This is a genomic window from Streptomyces sp. Z423-1 (assembly GCF_013009255.1).
Lineage (GTDB): Bacteria > Actinomycetota > Actinomycetes > Streptomycetales > Streptomycetaceae > Streptomyces > Streptomyces gossypiisoli.
The window spans coordinates 9,002,089-9,024,325 of record NZ_CP053109.1 but is presented as its reverse complement, the minus strand read 5'-3'; the positions used below and the strand labels follow the sequence as shown (position 1 = coordinate 9,024,325).

7 protein-coding genes and 3 pseudogenes are annotated in these 22,237 nt (G+C 69.9%); 2 read left to right on the top strand and 8 right to left on the bottom strand.

Features of this window, described 5'->3' with window-relative positions:
- Positions 1 to 82: 82 nt before the first annotated feature.
- The 4 genes and pseudogenes from HJD23_RS41065 to HJD23_RS41050 form a co-directional block, all read right to left on the bottom strand.
- Positions 83 to 568 (bottom strand): annotated as a pseudogene (locus HJD23_RS41065) (flavodoxin domain-containing protein); the annotation flags it as partial.
- A 16-nt stretch (positions 569 to 584) separates the two neighbouring features.
- Positions 585 to 1,316, bottom strand: a pseudogene (locus tag HJD23_RS41060) (CBS domain-containing protein).
- A 39-nt stretch (positions 1,317 to 1,355) separates the two neighbouring features.
- Complete coding sequence (locus HJD23_RS41055) at positions 1,356 to 4,049, bottom strand: bifunctional GNAT family N-acetyltransferase/acetate--CoA ligase family protein (RefSeq protein WP_171113583.1); 2,694 nt, start codon at positions 4,047 to 4,049, stop codon at positions 1,356 to 1,358.
- A 177-nt stretch (positions 4,050 to 4,226) separates the two neighbouring features.
- Entirely contained in the window at positions 4,227 to 5,132 is a 906-nt protein-coding gene (locus tag HJD23_RS41050; protein ID WP_171113584.1) for a universal stress protein, read from the bottom strand.
- A 224-nt stretch (positions 5,133 to 5,356) separates the two neighbouring features.
- Between HJD23_RS41050 and HJD23_RS41045 the strand changes: the two are divergent.
- Positions 5,357 to 5,572: pseudogene (locus tag HJD23_RS41045) on the top strand (response regulator); the annotation flags it as partial.
- A gap of 110 nt (positions 5,573 to 5,682) precedes the next feature.
- Here the strand turns inward: HJD23_RS41045 and HJD23_RS41040 are convergent.
- From HJD23_RS41040 to HJD23_RS41025, 4 genes are all read right to left on the bottom strand, one after another.
- Positions 5,683 to 11,514, bottom strand: a complete 5,832-nt coding sequence (locus HJD23_RS41040; protein ID WP_171113585.1) for a hypothetical protein — start codon at positions 11,512 to 11,514, stop codon at positions 5,683 to 5,685.
- Between the two features lie 8 nt (positions 11,515 to 11,522).
- Positions 11,523 to 13,787: a hypothetical protein gene (locus HJD23_RS41035; protein WP_171113586.1), complete on the bottom strand. Its 2,265-nt coding sequence runs from the start codon at positions 13,785 to 13,787 to the stop codon at positions 11,523 to 11,525.
- 11 nt (positions 13,788 to 13,798) lie between these two features.
- Positions 13,799 to 19,426 (bottom strand): DEAD/DEAH box helicase, encoded by a 5,628-nt coding sequence (locus tag HJD23_RS41030; protein ID WP_171113587.1) that lies wholly within the window; start codon positions 19,424 to 19,426, stop codon positions 13,799 to 13,801.
- Between the two features lie 871 nt (positions 19,427 to 20,297).
- Positions 20,298 to 21,788, bottom strand: a complete 1,491-nt coding sequence (locus tag HJD23_RS41025) for a UvrD-helicase domain-containing protein (protein WP_171113588.1) — start codon at positions 21,786 to 21,788, stop codon at positions 20,298 to 20,300.
- 144 nt (positions 21,789 to 21,932) lie between these two features.
- Here HJD23_RS41025 and HJD23_RS41020 point away from each other — a divergent pair, with 144 nt between their 5' ends.
- Positions 21,933 to 22,184: a hypothetical protein gene (locus tag HJD23_RS41020; RefSeq protein ID WP_171113589.1), complete on the top strand. Its 252-nt coding sequence runs from the start codon at positions 21,933 to 21,935 to the stop codon at positions 22,182 to 22,184.
- Positions 22,185 to 22,237 lie beyond the last annotated feature (53 nt).

Sequence of the window (22,237 nt, the reverse complement as noted above, 5' to 3'; positions counted from 1 at the left end):
GAGGCCGGGGCCGGGGCTGAGCCCTGTGCAAGGCTCGCCTTCGCCGACACGCCCCCGACCGCGGCCCTTCCCGCCAACTCGTCAACTCCTGGCCGATCCGCGCCCCCCATGCCTTGATCTGGTCGAAGTCCCGGAAACCCCCGCCCTTTCCGTTCCGGACGATCAGCCGGGCGACCCAGCCCTTCGCGCCCTCCTGCAGGCATCCGCCGAAGGTGATGTGCTCCCTGACGTCGAGCCGGGCCATGGCCTTCTTCACCCCGGGCACGGGCGGGATGTCCCGCTCAGATGCCGAGGGGTCGAGCGGGCCGCTGCTGAAGAACCACAGTGGGCGTTCGGCCAGGGCCTTGCGGTGGCGCCGGACGAAGCGACGGGCGTCCTTGTGCCAGCGACCGGCGTACAGCCCGCCGCCGACCACGACGGCGTCGTACGACGCCGCACTCGGCACGGACCGGGCCGGTAGCGCCTCGACCGTCAGCCCGTCCTTGCGCAGGACCTCGGCGATGGCCTCGGCGATCTCCGCCGTCGATCCGTTCGTTGTTCCGTAGGCGACCAGCACGTTCGTCGGCATGACGGTCCGCCTCCTCTCACCGTTTGCGCAGCCAGTCGTCGGCCACGCCGTGCAGCGCCTGTTCGTCCGACCGCAGACGCGTGTCGTCCAGGCGCCAGGTGAGCTTGTCGACGACGGCGACCACGCCGTCGATCTGCCGGATCATGGAGGTGGCGATGGCCGTCTCGCTCTTGCGTTCCAGTTCGCCGCGACCGTGGCCACGCCTTCGGTGACGGAGACGTCGATGCTGCTCGGTGCCAGCCACATCGCACGTACCAGTACCTCGTCGATCACCTCGTCGCGGATGTCCGCGTCGGGCCGCAGAAAGATCTGGAGCAGGTCGCGCCGGGTGACGATGCCGACCAGCCGGTCCTCCTCGTCCAGCACCGGCAACCGTTCCACGTGCCGCTGGGCCATGGTGCGCGCGGCCTCGATGATGGTGTCGTCGGCGTGCACGGTGACCGGCGGCGTGCTCATCAGCTGACCGGCCGTGCGCGCCGCCGCCTTCGCGACCCGACGCCGGGCGGCGGGCGTCAGCACGACGAACCGGAAGCGGCGGCTGCGCTCGTACGGGTCGGGAGTCGCGGCCTGGTGAGCCATCAGGTCGGTTTCGGAGATGACACCGATGACCCGGTCCTCCTCGTCCACCACGGGCATTCCACTGATCCGGTGGTCCGCGAGCAGCCGGGCCACTTCCTTGAACGGGGTTCCGTACACGACCCGGACCACGTCCATGGTCATGACCATTGCCGACCTTGTTGTGCTTCATGGCGCGTCCTCCTCGGCTGGCTCGGCCGACGCGGCTGACTCAGCGGAGTCGGCGCAGATAGGGGTCCCGGACCCGGCGCGGCAGCAGGCGCAGGCGGGCGTCGAGCACGGTGACCGCGCCAGGTGTCGCGAGGACCGGGTTGAAGTCGGCCTCCGCGAGCTGCGGAAGGTCGCTCGCCATCCGGGACAGGCGCAGCAGCAGTTGCTCAAGCCCAGGGAGGTCGACGGGCCGGCCGCCGCGCGAGCCAAACAGCAGCGGTGCGCAGCGCGGAGACGTGATCAGGTCGTGCACGTCGTGGTCGGTGAGTGGCGCGAGCCGGGCGGCGTGGTCTGCCAGTACCTCCGTGACCGTACCGCCGAGCCCGAACAGGACGAGCGGCCCGAAGACCTCGTCCTGGACGACACCGGCGAACAGCTCGGTGCCGCGCTCGGCGAGCTGCTGGACGATCACCCCGCTCAGCCGGTCGCCGAAACGTGTCCCGAAATCCCGGAAGCCCGCCCGCACTTGAGCGTCCCCTTGGAGATCGAGATGGACGGCACGCTCCTCGGTCTTGTGCACCAGTCCCGGCCAGTACGCCTTCAGCACCACCCGGCCGTCCGCGCCCCGCAGCCGCCGGGCCGCGAGGACCGCCTCATCCTCTGTCTCCGCCCAGGCCCACGGAATCTGGGGGATGCCGTAGCAGTCTAGGAGTTCCGCGCAGGTGCGTGGGTCGAGCCAGCCGCCGTCCGGCGACACGGCGAGATACTCCTCGGCGATCTCGTGAGCGCGCCGCGTGCCGATGCCTTCCAGTTCCGGGACCGTGCCGAGGGGCCGGCTGAGCCAGGCGGCGCGGCGCGCCGCGTGGGCCAGGGCCCGGGCCACGGCCTGCGGTTCGGCGTACGACGGGATCGTGCCGCCCTCGGATGCGGGCAGCAGCGTCACCGGAACGTCCTGCTCCAGCCGTACGACGGCGACTGGCCGGTTCCGGCGTCCCGGGATGCGGGTCACCGCCCTCACCAGGTCGTCGCCGATCGCCTCGGCGACCGCCGTGGGCACCAGGGCCACGAGCACCGCGTCGATGCCGCCGTACGTCATCAGCCGGTCGACACACGCGCTGAGCTGCTCTTCGGTCACGGCGGCCGTGGCGTCCACCGGATTGCCGATCGCGGCTCCGTCAGGCAGCACGGCCTGCAGGTCATGGGTCAGCTCGTCGCCGAACGACGACAGCGCGAGCCCCGCCTCCGCGCAGGCGTCGGCAGCAAGCACGCCGATGCCGCCCGCGTTGGTGACGACGGCAACGCCGTTACCCGCTGGGAGCGGCTGGGAATGCAGCAAGGCGGCGGTTTCCAGCAGTTCGCCGACCGAGCGGGTGGCGGTGATACCGGCTTGGGTGAACAGCGCCTGCCGGGTCATGGTGCGGGTAGCGGCAGCCGCGGTGTGCGACGCGGCAGCCCGCCGGCCCGCCTCCGTGCGGCCGGCGTCCACCGTGAGCACCGGCATACGACGGGTCACCCGCCGGGCCGTGCGGGAGAAAGCGCGCGGGTTGCCGAACGACTCAAGGTGCAGCAGCGCGAGGTCGGTGCGGCCGTCGCTCTCCCACCACTGGAGCATGTCATTGCCGCTGACGTCGTATTTGTCGCCGAGGGAGACGAAGGTCGACACGCCGATGCCGAGGCGGGACAGCCCGTCGAGGAGCGCGATGCCGACGCCGCCCGACTGCACGGCGACACCCGCCGTACCGGGGCGCGGATGGTCGGCGGCGAAGGTCGCGTGGAGACTGACGTGCGGATCCGTGTTGGAGATGCCCAGGCAGTTCGGGCCGACGAGCCGCATGCCGTACGTGCGGCAGGCGGCCATGAGCGCCTGGGCCTGGTCGGCGTCGAGGCCGGCGGTGACGACCAGGAGAGCCCGTACGCCCGCCTTGCCGCACTCCTCGGCGGTGGCCGGCACCGCGGCGGCGGGCACGGCGAGAACCGCGAGATCGGGGGTCTTGGGCAGGACACTGACCGACGGGTGGGAGGGCACGCCAAGGATCGCGGTGGCGGCGGGGTTCACTGCGAACAGATGCCGGGTGAAGCCGCCGACCTTCAGGTGGTGCAGGATCGCCCGGCCCACCGATCCGGGCCTGCGCCCGGCGCCGACGACGGCGACCGCGTCCGGCCGGAAGATCGGTTGGAGGCTGGCCACGTCGGCGGCCCGGCCCCGCTCCTCCACAGCCGACAGGTAGGCATCGTCCTGGTCGAGCCGAATGGTGCAGCGCACCTCGGGGCCATCGAAGTGCCGGGCCGTGTGCAGGCCGAGGTCGGCGAAGAGCCGGAGCACTTCATGGTTCTCGCCCAACGCGTCGGCCGTGAAGGTGGTGATGCCGTTCGCGCGGGCGGCGGAAACCAAGTGCTCGACGAGCAGAGTGCCAACCCCACGGTGGTGCACGCCGTCCGCGACCGCGACGGAGATCTCGGCCGTATCCTCCTCGCCGCCGCTGTCGTACTCGGCGAGCCCGATCACCCGGCCCTGCGTCTCGGCGAGCAGAGCCCGGTAGCCCGGGCTGGCCGGCGCGCAGGCCCGGTCGGCAGCCATCGCGGCCGCACGGCGGCTCGCCGCGAAGAACCGCAGCCGCAGGTTCTCCGGGGACATCTCCTCGTAGAGGCTCCGCAGCCGCTCGTGATCGCCCGGCCGCACGGGGCGGATGCACACGGTGGTGCCGTCCGCGAGCAGGGCGTGGACCGGAGGGCGGTCGAGCACATCGTGCGTCATGGTGGTCTCCTCCGAGCCGCTCGGCGGCTGCCGACGCTTCGAGCATCCAGCGCGTCCTGAAGCGGCCCTATGGGCTGTCCGGGGCAGCCGGGGACCTATGGGCCTTACGGCGCCCGCGGTAAGTCCCTGGTACGCCGCGCGGCTGGTCGACCGGACCATCGCCTCTTGGGTGGTGTGTCAGTCGTGGGCGACGACGGCGACGGGCGCTGTGGCGTGGTGCAGGACGGCGTGCGTTACCGGACCGATGTGCATCCCGAACGGGTTACGGCGAATCCGTCGGCCGACGACGACCAGCGAAGCCTTGTGGGAGGCTTCGATCAGGTGGCCCGCCGGGCTGCCCGAGCTTGACTCCTCGGCCACCTCGACGGGCGGGTACTTCTGCCGCCACAGGCTCAGTGCCTCGGTGAGCGCGGAGGCGTGCCAGCGGGCGACCTGGTCGTACCGTTCCAGATCGGTCGTCGGGCCGTCCACGAAGTACGAGGGCAGATCCCACGCGTGCACGGCCCGCAGACCGGTGTCGCGCCGGGCAGCCTCGTCGAAGGCGAACTCGATCACTGACGCATCGAGGTTGTCGATGCCGATGCCGAGCACGACCGGCCGGTACCGCGTCGCGGCCGACGGTATGCCCGCCGGGTCCATCTCGTGCTCGTCCGCCGCCTGCTCACCGGCCCGGACCAGGACCACGGGGCACTCGGCGTGCGCGACGACGGCGAGGCCGACCGAACCGACCAGGAACCCGCCGATCCCGCTCAGGCCACGCGAGCCGAGGACGAGCAACTCGGCTCCCTTCGCGGCCTCGCACAGCATCTCGCTCGGGCGACCGGCCAGATGCTCCGCGGTCACCTCGACGCCTGGATGGCGCAGCCGGAGACCCTCGGCAGAATCGCGGGGAATCTTCTCGGTCCAGTGCTGATGGGTCTCGGGGCCGAGCAGCGGAGCCTGTGCCATGGGCTCCGGCACTGGCTCCCACACGTGGAGGACCTTGACCGGCAGGCCGCGCAGCTTCGCCTCGCGGGCAGCCCACTCGGCGGCGGCCCGGCTTTCGGGCGAGCCGTCGAGGCCGACGATGATCGTGCGCGTCATGGTCTCCCACCTCCTCAGTAACGGCTGATAGCTCGAGCGTGCCTGCGCGAGCGGTCTTCGTGGAAGGGCTGCAGGTCCCCTGCAGGGACCGACCGGCCCCACCGCGGCCACCGGCACGACAGGGGCCGATCCGCCCTGGTGCATCCGGCCCCGGCGCGTGACGATCGTTGTCAAGGGCAGTCCGCAGTCCGCCCTACCGGCGTTCCGGGGAACAAGGAGTCGAGATGACCGAGCCGCGCACCTTCACCGAGGAACATCCGATCCGGGTCTTCCTGCTCGACGACCACGAGGTCGTGCGCCGCGGTCTGACGGACCTCCTGGACGCCGAACCCGACATCTCGGTGGTCGGGGACGCCGAGAACGCCGAGCATGCGCTCGCCCGGGGCCCTGCGCTCCGCCCCGACGTGGCCGTTCTCGACGTACGCCTACCAGACGGCGACGACGTCGCCGTGCTGACGCTCGCGACCTCGGGTGGACATCCGTATTCTGACGCTGGACGGCCTGGAAGCGCCCCGGGAATGACCCGGCAGTGCTGATATGGGAAGCATGCTCAGACTAGCGAGGAGTCCCTGCCGTGCGGTTGCGGCGGCCAAGCTCGGCGGACGGTCGGGTCCAGCAGGTACAGCTGCTTCTCGTCCTGGGCGAGGACGTCGAGCATGCGCAGTTCTTCTAGGGCCTGTTGCGGTGCGGGGTGGGAGTCCTGGAGGAGTTCCACCAAGTCGTCCCACGGCAGGGGTTCATCGAAAGCGGCCAGATCGGTCAGCAGTGTGCGCATATCGGGGGATGCTGTGAGCCCGAGGCCGTCCAGGAGGGCGGTGCCGAGTGCCCCGGAGGCGACTTCCTCGTGGATGTTCTTGCAGATCGTGAGAACGCGGCGGCCCTGGCGAGCCTGTGCGAGTGCTGCGTGCAGGAGGATCGGCCAGCCCCCGGTGGCATCCATGAGCCGGTTGCGGGCCTCCGTCTCCGCGAAGGGCGCGAGCGCCTCCACGTCGGTGGCCCAACTGCTAATTCCTTCGAGAGTCACGCGGCGCAAGGGAATCAAGGCGTTGTCGGGATCGAATTCCGCAGCGAGTGCCACATGCTCGGCCTTGCAGGCGTCGGCGAGGGCGACGACGGTCCGGGTAACACCGGCTGGCGGTTGGATCGTCTCCACCTGCCGGAGGCTGGCCCTGGCCTTGTCGAAATCGTTGAAACGGCTGAGCTTCACCACCACGATGCGGTGCAGGGGACCGGGCTTGCCCGTGCTGAGCAGTTCCTTGTAACGGGACGGAGATGTGGAGCAGACGATGGGTTCCAGCTTGGAAGGGGCCCTGTTCTGCTGGTCCTCGAGGACGGCGGCGACGGTGTCAAGGCCGGTGGCAGTACTGCCGATGACGATCCTCAGCTCGTTTCCCGGAGCGGTGAGGCGGGCGAGCTGCTGTTCGGTGAGCGGGCTGATGCGGTTGTCGGCGGCGATGGGCCGCCGCGCCTGGGCGGCGGTGAGCTTGGTCAGCGGCTTGGAGGTGTCGTGGTTCTCCAGGGCCTCCTCGATCGCATGCTGGTTGCCGAGGAGGCGAAGCACGTTGGACGAGCGCAGCCTCCAGCCCTGCGAGTCGCCAGCCAGGATGCCCAGGCCGGTCATCTCCTCCAGCAGCGCGCGGAACTCGTCGGGGCCCTGGCCGGTGAACCCCTGCGGCCACCAGTCGTCGCAGGCCCTGCTCAGCGCCCGGGTGGTCATCCTGTGGTCGACGCCGCCCGCGTGCGCTTCAAGGGCCACGATGAGCGCGATGAGCTTGTAGCGAGGATCCAGTTCGAGGGTCAGATTGATGGTGTTGCGCGTACGGTCGGTGAGGTCCTGGGAACCGATGACGCGTTCGAGGACGGCGTTGTCGACGTGCCACGGGGGGGTACCGGGAGCCGGCGGCGTGGCGACGCGGGTGTTGAGGGACGCCCGCACGAGGGCCTCCCCCGCGAGCTGCAACAGTTTGGGATGGTAGTTGCAGTAGGCGAGGATCCGGTGGACGAGCTCGTCGGGGATCCGGATCCCCAGGGCTTCCAGGGGCTGCCGGACGAGCCGGAAGGCCGGTGCCGGCGCCAGGGGTCCGATGACGACGGGCTTGCCGAAGTGGGCGTCGTATAGAGGCTGATTCGGCAGACCGGAGAAACGCTGCACCTGGTGGAGGCCAGCAAAGACGGGCTTGAACCTGCGGTTGGTGGTGCTCATGAGTTCCCGCAGGCGCGTTGTCTGCGGGAAGTTCTCCCGGGCTTCGGCGTCGAAGAAGATGTCGCACTCGTCGAACAGGACGAGGAGACGGCGGGCAGAGTCGTCATCGAGCCAGGCGGTGATGGCGGCGGTGACACGCTGTTGCGCGGTGCCGCGCCGGGCCTGCCGGACCGGTGGGGCGATGTCCTTGCGATCGAGTTCACGGCTGATCATGTCCCACAGCTCGTCGGTCTTCTGGCCGAGCCCGAGGGTAGTGGGCAGTGGGATGTAGAGAGCGACGTGACCCGGCGTCGTCTCGAAGCGGCGAGCGGCGGCGCGCAGGAGCGCCGACTTGCCGAGCTGACGCCCTCCGTACAGCAGCTGGGCCCCTGTCTTGGAGGTGATGTCGTTGAGCTCCTGCTGGCGCCCGTAGAACATCTCCGAGGGCACGGACTCGTTCGCGTCCGGGCGGTAGGGGTTGGTGGCGGCGAACGGCGCGAGGATGCGCTCTGTGGTCGTGAACCGGTTGCTGGCCTTGGATGCCAAGTAGGCCACTGCTGCCGCGTCCAGGCACAGCAAGGGCTTCATGGGCTGTTTGGCCGTCTGCAGAGCGAGCTCACGCCGGGAGGCAGCGGGCAGCGTGCCCAGGACGACGACGAGGATAGGCAGAGTGCTGGTGTCCTGGTCGGCCCACGCGGTCAGAGTGGTCACGTCCGACACGTCGGGAGTCAGGAGGACGCGCAGTCGGCCGCCCGCCTCGGAGCCGAAGGCTGGGAGCCGGCATCCACCCAGCAGCTGGACGTCGGCGAGTTCGATCCACTTCCGGTTGGGGGCGTACTGGCCGGCTGGGCGTTCGCTGCCGTACTCGATGCCCGCGATGCGCAGTGCGCCGCGGAGCAGATGGTTGCCGTTCTTGAGGGTGCGCCAGTTCCTGAGGAGCTGAGCCCAGGAACGCAGCGTCTCGGTGGTGGTGTTGCGCTCGCGGGTGCGCAGTTGAGCGAAGTCCAGACCAGCGTGCGTGCCGCCGCTGTCGACGGCCTCGATGAGGTCCGGGGTGATGCCTTCGGGGAGGCTGTCGGGCACCGAGGGGAAAAACCGCTCGAGGTCGTTCTCGGGTGCCGAAGTGGGCGGGTGTTCTCCGGCGAGCGCGGTGAGCAGGTAGTCCTCCGCCGTTGCCAGATCCCCTGCGTCGACGAGCTGTGTGATTCTCGTCATGACGTCGTCGGGGACGCCCCGCTGCGCATTGTTGATCTCGTCTTTGGCGCGTTGCATGAGGTCGGCCCTGGCCCGGTCGGCCAGCCGGGGCATGAGTTTGGCGATCGCCCTGAGCTGCCGGTCGACGGCACTGAAGTCGTCGCTGGCCAGGTCGGCTTCGGCGGCCTCAACCCGTGTCGTGATGTCGGAGCGACCTGGTTCGGGAAGGCGGCCTTGCCGGGTGGCGGTCGCCACTGTGCCGCGGATCTCGTCGATGGCCGCGCGTGCCGTGGCCAGCGCATGGCCGCGGGCTTGCTCGACGGCATCCCGGAGCGAGGTGTCGTCGTCCTCGGACTCTCCTTCGGCCGCCTCCACCGCGGCACGTGCCGCCGCAAAGTTGCCGACGTCCGCCTGGTCGCGTGCCGCCTGTGCCCAGGTGCGGGTCTGGGCGTGGACGATGTCGTCCAAGGTCACCTCGCGCGCCGGTTCCAGCGTCCTGGTCAGCGGGAGACGGGAGCAGCGCAGCAGGTCCGCGTTGAGCGCGTGGCCCGGCGCCGGTTCGGTCCCAGGCAGTGTGGCGCCGTCCAGCAGCCGGGTCGTGGTCCGGATGCTTTCCAGGACCGTCTCGGTTACGGCAGCGCTGAAGGGGTGGGAGACGGTGTCGGCGTGGGCGCGCAGCTCGGTGTAAGCGTCGTCGGCTTGGGCGCGGACGTCGTGGCGCAGATTCGCGAGCACGCTGTTCAGCCCGGGGCTGCGGGCCGCGCTGCGGGTGGCCAGCAACCAGGTGTTGACGATGTCGAGTGACTCCGCCGCGTACTGAAGAATGCGGCGACGGGCGGCGCCTTGCAGGACGGCACCTTTGCCGCGGAGCCGGTTGTCGATGTCCTTGAGGTCTTTACCCAAGGCCGCAGGGGTGAGCCGGCGCACCTGGTCGGCGACCTGGTCGGCGTGGTCGCGCCGGTCGTCAGCCGCCGCGGCGACCAGTGAGCCGATCAGGCCGTCGGCGTCCCACCATGCGCGGACGATCGTCTCCGCGCGAGGGAAGTGGAGGTGCCGCGGTGCGGTGAGGTGCAGGCGGGCGTCTTCGGAGGCCCGGCTGACCTCGGTGTCGGCCTCGGTGGCGCTTTCGAGGACGTTGAGACCGCCTGCTGCGGTGAGTTGGCCGCGTGCGGAGGCGGTTCCCACCGCGCGGCACAGCTGCTGAAGGTGCGTCATGCCAGAGCAGCTGTCGGCCAGGGCGTTGACCAGCTCACCAGCGTTTGGGTCGGCGGTGAGGAGAGCGGCTCGCAGGGCGGCGGCAAGCAGCAACATACGCTCGTCCTGACCCGTCACGCTCGGGTGGCCGCTTTCCAGGTCGATACGCTCGCGTACGGCGCCGGCACACGGACCTGTCTCCGAGCGGACGCAGTGCGCCAGTTGAAGGGTCTCCAGCGCCTGCTGGAGGGAAGGGTGGCCTGCGGCGTGTGCCGCGTGACCCGCCAGCGCGAGTTCGCCTGTGGAAATCAGACGGGTGATCAAGACGATGTCGGTGGGAACAGGCGCTGGTGACGCCAGTTCGACGGCAGGCGGTGCGAGGGCCTCCACCTCTTCGCTGTCCGGTGCCTCCTGCACCGGGGGCTCGGTGAGGACGACGGTGGGTGATGCGGCAGGAACGGCTTCGGGCTGTGGAGCCGTTGCAGGACCGGGCCGCCCGTCGGAAGGCCTCACGGGGTTGGATTCGGGGGCCGGAGCGGTGGACGAAGAGGGCACTTGCGGAGCCAGAGGGTCGGCTGTCGACTCCGGTGTGTCGCCTGCCGGGGTGGCCAGCGCGGTCACCTTCCCCCGCAGGATCAGCGCGGCGACGCTGTTGACGTCCTGGGGTGCCTCCTTGAGGAGGGCGAGAAGCTCGTCGACGGCAGAATCGTCGTCGACGGCGTGGGCGTCCGCCAGCGCGACGAGCAGCCGCAGATGCTCCGTATCGGCCGAAGGGGCGTCGAGCAGACGCAGCGCCTGCCCGCGGACGGACTCCAGGGGCGTGCTGCCGGACGGGCCCTCGAGCGCGGCAACACGCAGCATCGCCGCACGATTGCCGACCTGCTCGGCTTGCTCAGCCGCAACCGTACGGGCGGCGGCGCACAAGGCGCGGACATCGGCCGGATCCGGCGGCACGGCCACGGAGGCATGGGCGCCGAGATCTTCGTGCATGACCAGCGTGGCCGTCCGCAGAGCCGTGAGTGCGACGATGTCGTCGTGGGCGGGCGCCCGCTCCGAGGCCAGGTGGGCGGTGACGCGCGTTGCGGCGGACCGTGCCGAGACGAGCAGCGATTCCAGGTTCTCGGCCCGGGTGCTCCAATCGGTGAGTTCCGGCTCTCGTCCCGTGGACGACGGGCTGGGCGTGAGCCCGGCGTCCGCAGCGGGCGGCGACGCCCTCTCTGTGCTGCGAACGTTCTGGGAGTACGGCATGAGAAGGAGCCAAGCGCTCTCCAAGGCGGAGCACGCGTCGATGGTGTTCTGCACATCCTCCTTCGGCCACGCCGGCATGGGGAACCGCTGCAGAGCGTGGCGCAGGAGGGCTGCGTGGCCGGGCGAGAAGAGGGGAGCCGAGAAGGCGGCCAGCAGCAGCTCCGGGCGAGACTCGGAGAACGCGGCGACGGCGTCGTCGAGGTGCTGGTCGCTGCCGTGCCAATCATGGTCGTGAAGAGCGCCGGCAAGCGCTCTGATGGTGGGCTGGGAGATGGTGCCCGCTGCCCGCAGTTGTATGTCGGCATTGCGTTTACGCAGCGTGGCCAGACACTGCTCGGCGGCCCGCGAGCTGAGCCGGGCGGACGGCACACGCAGGGTCTGCAGCATGGCGATGCGGTCACGGTTGCGGACGCGTTGCAGCAGTTGGAGCAGGAGCGTGGCATCGAGTGCGGCGAGCACGTCCCCGACGGGGTTGCCCAGATGATCGATGGCCTGGCGCAGTTTCTCGGCCAGGTCGGCCGGAGGTCCAGGCAGCTGAGGTGTGTTCGATGTGTGTCGCGTCATGAGGGACCTCAAGTGCATCCGGTCAAGTCGTCGTGACGAGCAGGGGGTTGCTCGGTGCCGCGCCGGTGACCGCGGACGAAGGTGTAGCCCTGGGGGAGGGTTGTGTCGGCTTCCGGACCGAGCATCTCGATACGCCACCGCGCATAGGCGGCCCGCGCATGATCACTTGCCTGCTGGCCCGGGGGAAGCTTACGACGATCAGGTGGTACGTAATGCGCTTTTACATGATTTCGCAGTACTTGGCGTTCAAGTGTGTCCGGGGGCTTCCGCGTTGTGGGTGCCTTGTCGCCAGGCCACCAGATGAACAGGTCCGGTTCGCCCTCCGCCGTCTCGCGCTCGAGGAGCCCTCGGGCAGCCATGTCTTCACAGGTGTGAATCACCGTCCACATCAGCTGGGGCGGCACGGGACCGGGACCGAACAGCGCGGCACTGAGCCGGTGGCCGTGCATGGAGCGGGCGTCGAACATGCCCGGGTTGCCGTGCCGACGGAGCCCCGCGACGATGAGGGAAGACAGGCTGTCGACCGCTGGGGCGTAGCCGGCACGTGCCGTCCGCCGGGGAGCCGGGGGCTGCCGTTCCGGCTCTTGCGGGATGAGGCCGAGGTGGCGCCGCAGTACGGAGGTGTCGCAGTCCCAGGAGAACGGGCCGTGGTCGTCGAGGTGGAGCGGCTCGTCCAGCGGGGTCGTGATGGCGTGCAGGCGATGTCCGCCGCGCGGCACTGTGACGGTAAGTCTGATGCCGGGGTAGAACGACCACGGCCAGGCCACACCGGTCAACGCCATATCCGTGAGGCCGAGTTCCTGCGGAGCCCGAGGGTCGTCCAGGTCACCACTGTGATGGAGTTCGAGGATGAAGGGGCCGTCTGCCAAACCCTCACGGACGAATGTCGGCAGCGGGAGCGTGCCGTCGTCAATGTGGCGCGGCAGCAGGCAGCAGGTGTAGACGGCGAGACTGTCGTCGAGGTGCTCGATGACCGGTATGCGTTCGTCAGATCCGGCGTCCTCCAGGAGGGGAGGAGGTTCGATGTCCTCCGGCGGGGCGGACGACTCTCTGGAAGGCTCCTGTCGGCCTGGGGACAAGTCGGGGGGCGGTGGTGCGGCGGGGAGGGAACCGGTGTGTTCGCGGTGACCGATCCCCAGCGGTGCCAGCGGGTCGGCGCCGTCGACATACCAGGGGAGAGGGGGCTGCTGGGCACGCCAGACGCCGCCCTGTTGCCACAGGTCGTCGATACGCAGGTCGACCTGCGCCGTCGGCTCGGTCGCGCGGTCGGCGATCGCGAGGTTGATGGTTGCCAGGGAGACCATTGCGTTCGGGCCCTCGGTGAGGTCACGTGCTCCAACCGCGTCGGCGGCTGCGCACAGCAGTGGCCAGCTCGCGGTGTAGCGCGGAGGACCGGTGCGAGCCCGGTGGATTCGGTGGACGACTTCGTCGACCGCGGAGCCGGGCAGGCCAGCCGTGCCGGTCGCGGCGACGGCGTACGGTCCCCATGTACGCAGACCGGGCGAGCGGCGGAGCAGGTCGCCGAGGGTGTCGAAGCTCGCGGCGAGGGCCCGGGTCAGCAGGTCGGTGTCGTGAGGGTCGTCCAGCAGCCCGGCGAGCGGACCGGTAGCCAGCAGAGGACGCGCTTCGTTGAGCAGATACGTCTGGTAGAAGTCCACGTCCTCGAGCAGCGGAAGGTCAGGCGTCGTGTACAGAGCGGTCGACGTTATGTGCCCGCGCGTGTCCAGGAGCCCGGACCGGTGCAGTCTGGCGGTCTCTTTGACTTCTACCGCGGAGGGCGGGCCGAACGCGCCGGTGTCCGCGACCAAGGTCTCCTCGCGCCCCCAGAGGCCGTCCGAACGAAGGAAGGCGGTCCGGTCGCCCGACCGGGCTGCGGGGATCCAGCCGTCGTCGTCACAGTCCCGGGATGCGCCGAACTTGCCCACGGCCTCCGCCCACAGCCAGCGTGTGCCGCGCTCGATGCGGATAAACGCGCCGACCGGTATCGCGGCTCGGGCCGCATCGGCGGCGGGACGGACCGCATGGAAGTGCTCCGGATCCAGTAACGCCGAGTGGTAGGCGCCGAGGGCGAGGTCGAAGCCGAAGTGCAGCGCGTTCCAGGCACAGGCGAGGTGCAGGACCCCGCCGCGTGCGACCGTGACCTGACGCAGATAACGGCCCGTACGGTCCGAGACAGCCGCATCCATCTGCTCCGCGCCGAGTAATAGCTCCGGCACGAACAGCGGTTCGTCGTCGAAGGGCGCCCACGCGGGCGGCTCCGTCAGGGGCAGCACGCTCACACCTCCTACTGCCGGCGCTCGGCATAGCGACGCAGCCGCCACAGGGCCCCGTCCTCGGTGGGCAGCACATGGCCGTCCGCGTTGAGGCGTTGCAGGGCCGCGGTCACGTCCGTGGAACGGATCCCGGGATCCACGCCGCGCAGTCGGTGGTACAGCAAACGCGGCCACAGCGGTCTGCGGACGCCGTCCCTGCGGGAGAGATAGGTCTCCTCGCCGCGCAGCACACGGCGGATCATCGCCGGTGCCAGTCCTCGGTAGTTGTCCCAGAGCAAGGCATAGATCCACTGGTCGGCCGCGCGCCGGTAGGGCTCGCTCTCGCGGTGCACCGCCGGCCGTGGCCGCGGGGTGTTCAGGGCACGCAGCAGCTGCGGTGTCGTCTCGGCCGAGACGTCGGTGGCCCAGCAGGCCGAGCAGCGGGTCGCCGAGGTCGCGCACACGTGCTCGGTGCCACTGAGCGGGCTGCCGGTGAAGTAGATGTTGAACGCCTCGGTCGCGCAGTCGGCGGCGCTGTACCAGTCGCGCAGGTCGGCCAAGTCCTGGCGGGCACGTTCCCGGGCGGCACGCATGTGGGCGTCGAAGGCGTCCGGCAAGGCCGTGCCGTCGGGCACCCGGACCGCTGTCAAGGTGCGCCGGTTGCCGGCCTGCGAGACGTCGACCACGCCCAGGTCATGCAGGGCGGCGAGCGTGGTCCACGCGGAAGCGGGGTCGGGAACCGCCGGTCCCGCGCCGCGGTCCCGAAGGAGTGCGGACACATCGGTCACCTGGTGGCTTCCGGGCCGCCGCTCGGCGAGCGCGCTGACAACCGCCGCGGCCCGGCCCCACTCGGGGCCTGAGGGTCGTAGGGCGCCGGGTATCGGTGTGATCCGCACGCGCTCGGGGAAATCGCCCAGGTCGGTGAGCGCGTCCAGTGAGGCCAGGACGGCCAGCGCGCGTACCACGGAAGCGCGGTACGTGTCCCATGCGGCGGCCTGCTGTGCCTGCTGGGCCGGCAGCAGCCCCGCCTGGAGATCAGCGGCCATGCAATCGGCTGCGAGCCGCTCCGGGTCGAGGATCCCGGACGCACCGGCTCGCAGCACCGCGTGGCCCAGTCGGCGCAGGACATCGGGGGAGAGGCCCTGCGCCGCCAGCCACGCCACGGTCCGCAGCCCGCGCCCTGTGCCGAGCGCCAGACCGGCCGACGGGGCGTCGACCTCGCTCTGCGCCCGCCCGGCCTGGTCCCGGCCCGCGCGCCCGAGCTGCTGGTAGAGCGCCGACAGGTCCGTGGGCGGCGACACCACGAACACACAGCGGATGTCCCGCCGGTTCACCCCCAGCCCAAATGCGCTCGTCGCGACGATCAGTAGCGGCGCGAACCCGTCCTCACCGCGGCCCGGCGCCTCCCGGAACTCCGTGAGCACAGCAGCCTTCTCCGCCTCCGACAGCCGCCCGTGGAAACGCCTCACGCGCTGACTGCCCTGGACGGCGAACTCGCGCAGATGGGCGTAGAGCGCCTCAACCTCCTTCACCGTCAGGCAGTAGAAGATCGCATGGTCCTCGCAGGCCTCGGCGACCCGCTCGGCGAGCCCGGCCACTGCCTGCGGGCCACCGGCCCGCATCGTCCGTCGGTAGACCGCCAGCTCGGGCCGGAGTGGTGACGCCTGCACCGTCACCAGAGCCTCATCACCCGCCGCCGTGCCCTCCAGACCGAACAGCCCCTCCCGAAGCCCGGCTCGGACCTGCCGGTTCGCCGTCGCAGTCACCGCCGTGACCCGCACCCCGAACCGCTCTCTCAACTCTCGGAGCAGCACCTCCACCCGGCGGAACCCCGGACGGAAGTCGTCGCCCCACTGCACGAACGTGTGCGCCTCATCCACTGCGACCCGCTCCAGCACACCGGTGCAAGCGGCCTGCCGCAGCAGATCCGCGAAACGCCGGTCCGCGAGTCGTTCAGGTGACACGTATACCAGCTTGATGCCGTGCCGACGGGTCCCCCGGAGCTCCTCAGCGACCTCGGTCTTCCCTCCGCGGCTGTTCGACTCCGCCATGGGACCGACCAGTGCCCGCACAGCGCCCCCGACCGCCGACGACAGTTCCAGCGCCTGGTCGGCCATCAGCGCCACCAGCGGCGAGACCACCACGGTCACGCCCGGGAGCACCAGAGCCGGCAGCTGGAAGGTGTACGACTTCCCGAACCCCGTGGGCAGCAGCGCCAACACGTCCCGGTTCCCGCCCACCGCGCGGACCACGGCATGCTGTTCGGGTTTCAACGCCAGCGGGCCGTCCTGGAAGCGCAGGTGTCCGGCGACCGCCTCGCAGCGCTCGACCAGCAAGGAAGGGAGCGTCCCGTCCGCGCGGGCACGCGCAACCTCCTGGGCGCTGAGCCCGGCTTGGCGGATCCGGCGCGTGGCGGGCAGCAACGTGTGCGCCTCCAGCGCCTGCGGTGTGCACAACTCCTGTGCGCGCGACGCGTCAAGACGGCCCTGATCGGCCAGAAAGCGCCAGATAGCCTCCCATCCCTCCACCATCGTCACGATGTTCCCGCCCGCCGCCTCGCCCGTGAGCGGATCGGCTGTGAGCAGTCCCGGGTCCAGCGACTCCAGGAAGACTTGGCGGTAGGCTCGGCGCAAGGCGGTCGACCCAGCGAGTTTGCGGTCGCTGATCACCACGACGCCGCGGTGGTCCACCGAGCGCAGTAGCCGTCCCACCGCCTGGCGCAGATCCATCGCCGCCAGCGGCAGGTAGTACTCACGCGTCGCGGCCGCCTCGGGGTCGGCCTTTCCGGCCGCCCTCGCCCGCTCTGCGGCCGCCGCACGCCGGGCGGCGATGACCGGGTCCGCGAAGGGTGCGAACGGGAGTTTGTTGATCCACACCAAGCCCAGCCGCCGTGCCGGGAAGTCGACTCCCTGCCACATGCCGCGCGTGGCGATCAAGAAGCCGCCCAGCGCATGGAACTCCCTCGCTGCTCGCGCATTGCCCAGCAGTGGCGCCACCGCCACCGGCAGTGAAGCCCCATCCACAGCGAGCTGCTCCAATAGCCGCTCCGAAACCGACTCTGCCGCCGCCGTGGACGTCGTCAGCACCAGCGCACCGTGCTCGAAGGCCCCGTGCCGTTCACTGACAACCTCACGCGCGTAGCCCGCCAGCTGATGTGCAACCGTACGGTAGGCGGCCTGCGGATGCTCGGCCCAGCTGGGGAAATCCGCGAAACACAGCAGCCGGGCCTGCCGGGAGGCGTCAAATGGACTCGGTAGCACGCACGCGTCGACCTCGCCGCCCAACCCCAGACGCTGCCGCACGAACGCCCAGGACCCCGCGACCCGAAGGGTCGCCGACACATAGAGAATCCGGCCGAAGCCGCTACGAACCCGGCGCCACTGCGGATCCGCACTCAGCTCAATCGGCGCGGAGGAGACCGAGAAGGGGTAGCGACGCGCCGCCACCGCAGCGGTCACCTCACCGCCCTCGCTCGCGAACACGACCCGATTCGCCAAGCCTGTTCGCGCCGTCAGCCCCGGCAGAGCCTGTTGCAGCGGCTCGTCCACCAGATCCCGCACGCTCTCCGGGGGCTCCTCCTCCCACTCCGGTTCCTCGTCGCCGTCATCCTCAGCCGCCTCCTCCGTGGTATCCACCAGGTCCGGGGACGTCCCCAGCACATCGCTCGCGTCGGCCACCACCCTCGCGGCCTCCTGCGCCAGCAGCCCCACACGCGCGATGAGCAGTGCGGCACGTTCGCGTTCCCACCACGGCGCCTGCCGGACCTCCGGCAGGCGCGTCAGCCGTGCCAGCTCCCGGCCCGCCGCCTGAGCCCAGCTCCCCAGCCGCTCGAGGCGCCCCAGCAGCTGACGGGCGCCGGCCACCGCGATCAGTCCCCCGTACGGACTCGCCAAGGTCGCGACCCGGCGTCCCGGTTCGCCTCCCACCGCATCGAACACCCCCTGCGCCGCACGTGGCATCGCCTCGGTCTCCAGCAGCCGCTGCCCCTCCCGCAGCAGCCTCGAGAACTGCGAGGCGTCAGCGCGCCGGAACTCCCGGACCCACCGCTCCGTGTCCCCGAACAGGTTCTCCACCGCGCGGATGTCGACCTGCGCAGTCGACGCCACGGTCACCGCCTGCTCCAACGCGTGCGCCTCGTCGGCCACCAGCAGGGTCGAACGGTCGAAGGCACTTGCATGCGCTTGGAGCAACGCATGGTTCGCAATCACAAGTCGATGACCCGCCACCGCCTCGCCGACCGAGTCTGTCCACGGCGCGAGCGGCGAACCCGAACCAGGCCAGTAGTCCCCCGCCTCCTGGCTCACGCTCGCCAGCCACAGCGGCAACACCCCGCCGGACGAGGCCTGCACGTACTCGACTAGGAACGCCGGAAGATCCTGTACGTCCACACTGCGTGCCGACCACACCTGCGCCCGCCCCCGCGCCGTCGCCAAACGGCGTACGAACCACACCAGCACCTCACGGAAGACCACGTCGCCGACGAAGCGGATCCGGCCGGCCTGACGCCCGCCGGCCGTCTCGGCCGCATCCACCAGCGCGGCCACCAGGGCCCGTAACGACACCCGGTTGCGCTTGCCCTTCACCACATCGGCGAGCGACTCCAGACCTGGCATCACCCGAGCCAGCGCAACCACATCCCCCGCCAGCTGCCCCTGCAACTGGCGGGTGAATGTCGAGACCACCACCCGTCGGTCGGCGTCAGCCGCCAGCCAGTCCAAGGCCACCGCCAGCACGGCCAGACTCTTTCCCGTCCCCGTCGGCGCCTCGCACAACCCGTCCCGTCCGGCGTCGACCTGCGCGCCGAGCCACCGTGCCATCTCCTGCTGCGCCGACCGCCACTCCACCTCCCTGCCCGCCGCGACGGCCACTGCGAGCCGATGCGGGTCCACCCGCCCTTTAGGGCCCAAAAGTTGAGCCGGAAGCGTGAGAGCGGCCAGGCCCGGACTCCCTCTGTCCGGCGAACGGACGGCCTCGCCCCACTCACGCAGTGCCTCCGCCAGCAACTCGGCGACGCTCTCGTCGTCCACGACCCCGCCCGGCTTCCGGTCCGTCAACGACGCCACCAGCTCCCACGCCGCGGAGCCCGCTCCGACGGAAGCCACGAGCCGCCACCACGGATCAGACCAGCCGAACGCTTCCGCCACCACCGCCCTCACCACCAGTGCGGTCACCCGGGCGTCCACCAAAGCGTCATGCAGCCGCCCGGCCTGCGTCGCCACTCCCCCGCATGCGGCCACATCTCCGAGCCGGTAGGAGTCCAGCCACGGCCACACCGCCTGCGCCAGATACAGCGCGTCCACCCGCAGCACACCGTCGACAGCGGGAAGCCCCGCCCGCAAGCACTCCGCGTCGAACCATCTGAAGTCCGCGACCGTGCCGTTGAACGCCACCAGCGCGTCCGCGTCCCCGAGCCACTCCCGGAAGTTGCCCAACACCTCCTCGGCGGCCCGGGCTTCTCGCCGGTACCGGGCCGAGGCCTCTTCACCGCGGATCAGCGCCTCCCACTCCGGATCCGGCAGCCGCAGCCAGGCCTCGAACTCCGGCGCCTCGTCCACCCATCCGGCATCGGCGGACAGCCGCACCGCACCGAGCTGGTAGATCCGCCGCTCCCCGCCGGGATGCTGGGCACTGGCCCGGACCGCGGCCTCGACATCCAGCACCACCGCTCGTAACGCCCCAGGCCTCCGCCGGTCAGCCTCTTCCGGGTCCGCGATGTCGGCCGCCGCGCATGCCTCAACTACCCCGTCACGCGTCCTCACGGCCCCCAGGCTCTCGGCGCTGCGGACCAATTGAGCCAGACGCTGGCGACTCACACCCGGCCAGATCTCGCGTGCAGCCCGCAACAGGGCGTCCGAGTCCATAGCACCGCGATCTCGCAGCAGCTCGGCCAACCGGTGAACCAACGCATCCGACACCCGGCGTCCCCCTAGCCTTGACTAAGAGTTGAGTCGATCACATTTTGTGCCGTGTCGACCAGTGATTCGCCGATCCTTCCCGACATGGTTCGGATGCCGCCTCCCCCATGACTCGGGCGTCCTCAGCGGTGTCGTCCGGCGCCGACAAGTCCTGCTTGATGCCGTTCGCCTTGCCCTCCGGGGCTTTCCCCCACCACTGTGGTGTCTCGTTCCCTGGAACCCTCACGGATCCGGACCAGCCGCAAGTCGGGGTCGAGTCGACGAGCGCAGGCGAGGCGTCTTGCAGCCGATCCCGTTCGATCCAGCCATCCTGGAGCCAGGTGCGGACGCCGTTGGCGGTGCCGACCGTCACGGCTTCGACGTTGGCAAGCTGGTCCGCGGGCCAAGCGGCCCGACATGGCATCGAGTTCCTCGAACGTCCCCACTCCCCAGGCCTCCATCCCGCCACAGCACAGTCGTGCTCCGCCGCCTACCTGGTAGGCGGCGGGCGTCCCCCCACGTCGGACGTCAGGCCAAGATCCGGACCATTCCCGGGGCAGCGACCCGCCATCCCGCCTCGGTGGAGCCATTTCCGCCGGTCAACGGGGCGTACCGCATCCACCAGCAGACGAAGAACCTACTGGCACTCTTTGGGCTTGTCACACACGCTTGGGGCGGCTGGAAAATCTTCGATCCACGAAAGACCACCGAGGTCAAGTCGACTGCAGGCGCGCGTCACTGCAACGTAGGCGAGGCGGGCGTCCGTTTCATTCACGGGCTCCGGGATTGGGCGCCCACAGTCGTCGTGTCGGTCGCTGTCCGGAGGCGGGGGGAAGTCATCGGCGATCTTTACTGAGGGCCATTCCCTGCCTTTGGCCTTATGGGCCGTGGACACCGTGACATCGGCCTTGTTCTCGTCGGTCAGTGCGTGAACCGCGGCGATGATGGCCTCGGGCCCGTGCTGGTCGACAAGTTCCACGAAGGGCTGCAGATCACGGCCAGCGGGATCGTGATCCGCATACTCCTGCAACTCGCCCCAGGAGGCGAAGAGAACGAGTTCTGGGTGCGCAGTGCGACGGCCCGCCTTGAGGTCCTGTGCAGCCATCGCAAGCGCGACGAGTGTTTGCCCTCCCCGCGTCAGCGCGACACGGTGGCCGGCGGCCAGCAGTCTCATGACCTCGGTCATGGCCCCGATGTTGGTGCGGCACAGCACCGCGTCCGGGGAAGTGACGAGGCCAACCTTCCTCGGAATCGCCTCGGTTCCTGTCAGCCGGATGGGCGCGTCGGTGAAGGCGAGCCAGCGGTTGGCTTGTTCAGCAAGGAGGGGTCCGAAGCGGAAGGAACGGGTCAGGGTGAGGTGGTTGGCATCGAAGCCAGTCATGACGTCCCGGGCTCCGCGCCAGCCGTAGATCGCCTGGGCGGAGTCGCCGACCATGACCAGCTGCGTATGGGCGCGTTGAGCGGCGAAGACCTGTTCCAGGACCGGGTTGGTGTCCTGTGCTTCGTCGAGGAAGAGGAAGTCCGCGTCGATCCTTGGTTCGGTCAGGGCCCACATCTTCAGGTAGTGGTCATGCTCGAAACGGACCACACCCTGCTCGGGGTTCTGCAGGTCTCCCCATGCCTTGACGGCAAATGGCAGGACGACCTCGGCGAGCCGAGCATGCTCGTCCGGCCCACTCAGGCCGCGCAACGTGGGTACGTGGTGCGAAGCCAGCGTGCGGTCAGCCGAGTGGCAGAAACGGGTCACCGTGCGCAGGACACTGTGTGACAACGCTCTGTGACTGATTTCGTGATCTCCGATTCGGACAGAAGAGGTGACGCCGAGTGCCTGGCCGACTTTCCACGCGGGCTGACGGGGGCTGTTGAGTCTGCGAGCAAAGCGGTGGCCGAGGGCTGCGTAGGCAGTGGCATGGGCGGTTTTACACATCACGGATCGCGGGAAGCGTGCGGAGGCGTCGCGTGCAATGTCCTTGTTGAAGGCGAGGTAGCGCCCCCGGCGATTGGTACTCGCGGCGAGCAGGCTCAGCGTGCTGGTCTTTCCTGTGCCCGCGCCGGCCTGCAGCACGAGGTGATGGCCATCTCTGAATGATTCGACGGCGTGAGCCTGTTCGTCTGTGGGCGTGTGCAACAAGGGCTCCACGGAGGAGAAGGGCTATGGGTTCGGATGCGTGTGGCTCCACGGAGCACGGCGGGGAACGTACGAGGCAGGTGCGGCCGGGCTACGGCGGCGAAGCAGGATGTGGGCTGTACAGGCCAATACCTCCTCGGATGAGTGCAGAGCGAGGATGCCTTCGAGTTGCGCCGTCAGTTGTCGGGAGTGTTCCCTCTCCTGCCGTTCCAGGGCTTCGGTCACACTCTGGCCCACGAAGTCTCCAGGCCGCAGTCCTCTGGCGGTTGCGGCCTGGCGGATCACTTTTCGCGCGGCACGGCTGAGCTCGAGGTTGAGAAGGACCTGCCCGTGCTGGTCGGGGTGGTGAGTGGTCAGGACGTCGATGGGCAGAAGTTGGTGCAACTGCCGGCGTAGAGACCGCAGCGCGCGGCCAGGCGTCTTGCCCGGATGGACGGCCATCAACCGGG

Coding starts and splice junctions, on each gene's coding strand:
- HJD23_RS41055 (WP_171113583.1), bottom strand. CDS start 4,049: ATGACGCACGATGTGCTCGACCGCCCTCCGGTCCACGCCCTGCTCGCG.
- HJD23_RS41050 (WP_171113584.1), bottom strand. CDS start 5,132: ATGACGCGCACGATCATCGTCGGCCTCGACGGCTCGCCCGAAAGCCGG.
- HJD23_RS41040 (WP_171113585.1), bottom strand. CDS start 11,514: ATGACGCGACACACATCGAACACACCTCAGCTGCCTGGACCTCCGGCC.